This is a genomic window from Pseudomonas matsuisoli (assembly GCF_014647635.1).
Taxonomy (GTDB): domain Bacteria; phylum Pseudomonadota; class Gammaproteobacteria; order Pseudomonadales; family Pseudomonadaceae; genus Pseudomonas_P; species Pseudomonas_P matsuisoli.
Window position 1 is genome coordinate 1 of record NZ_BMPO01000018.1, and the last position, 1,236, is coordinate 1,236.

The window sequence follows — 1,236 nt, forward strand, 5'->3', positions numbered from 1 at the left end:
TGTAGTGGTCAACCCATCCCGGACAGTGGGTTAAGTTTTTCTTCGGCCACCGCAGGTGGCAGTCCGTCGTTGAACTGATGTGGCCTGATCCAGTTGTAACGGTGCATCAGGTAATAACTGATATCCCGTTGAGCTTCCTGAGCGGTTAGGTATCCGGTCGTTGGAACCCATTCTGACTTCAGGCTTCGGAACAGGCGTTCCATCGGCGAGTTGTCCCAGCAATTCCCCCGACGACTCATGCTCTGCTGCATCCGGTAGCGCCAAAGTCGCTGGCGGAACAGGCGGCTGGCGTACTGGCTGCCCTGATCCGAATGGAACATTACCTGTTGTGGCTTGCCGCGTTGCTCGTAAGCCATATCCAGCGCCCTGATGACCAGCTCAGCATCCGGCTTGGCCGAGAATGCCCAGCCAACTACCCGGCGGGTATGTAGATCGAGCACTGCGGCCAAGTAATGCCAGCGACCTTGTGCCCAGACATAGGTGATGTCGCCACACCAGACTTGGTTGGGTGCTTGCGTCGCGAACTCGCGATTCAGTCGATTCGGAATATCTGGTCGCTCAACCGTGGCCTGCTTGTAGGCATGCGAGCCCGGCTGCTTGCTGACCAAGCCCAGCTCGCGCATCAGCCGGCGCACACGAAAGCGGCCAATCGTCTCGCCACTCTCGCGCAGCATACCCAAGATGCTCCGACTTCCAGCCGAACCTCGGCTCTGACTAAACAACTGATTGACCTGACTGCATAGCGCCACGCGGCGCGCATCGACACGGCGACATCGAAGACGATGCGCGTAGTAGCAAGATCGCACCACATCGAAGGCTGAACAGACCACTTCCACCGACTCCTGCTCACTCAACTGGTCTATCAGCGCGTACGATTGAACTCGTCCGACATCAAGAGAGCGGTAGCCTTTTTTAGGATTGTTTTCTCTCGTTCCAGCCGGTCTATCCTGGCTTCCAGCTCCTGGATTTTCTGCTGCTCGGGTGTCAGTGCTTTGCTTTTCGGGGTGACTCCCTGGCGCTCATCTTGGAGCTGTTTCACCCAGCGGCGCAAAGCCGAGTCCACGACGCCCAGTGAGCGACAAGCCTCAATATGGCTATAGCCTTGGTCCAGCACTAAGGCCGCTGCCTCTCGCTTGAACTCTGCGGAAAATGTACGTCGTTGCTTGCTCATCAGACACCTCTTTCACGGCGAGGATTCTCACCTAAATCGGTGTCCGGAATCAGTAGACCACTACA

At 57.0% G+C, this 1,236-nt stretch carries 1 protein-coding gene; it reads right to left on the reverse strand.

Annotated elements, in window-relative coordinates:
- Nucleotides 1-8 precede the first annotated feature (8 nt).
- A protein-coding gene (locus tag IEY47_RS20430) for an IS3 family transposase (RefSeq protein ID WP_188986179.1) occupies nucleotides 9-1,171 on the reverse strand; the annotation gives its coding sequence in 2 pieces (ribosomal slippage) (nucleotides 9-916 and nucleotides 916-1,171; 1,164 coding nt in all).
- Nucleotides 1,172-1,236: the final 65 nt, after the last annotated feature.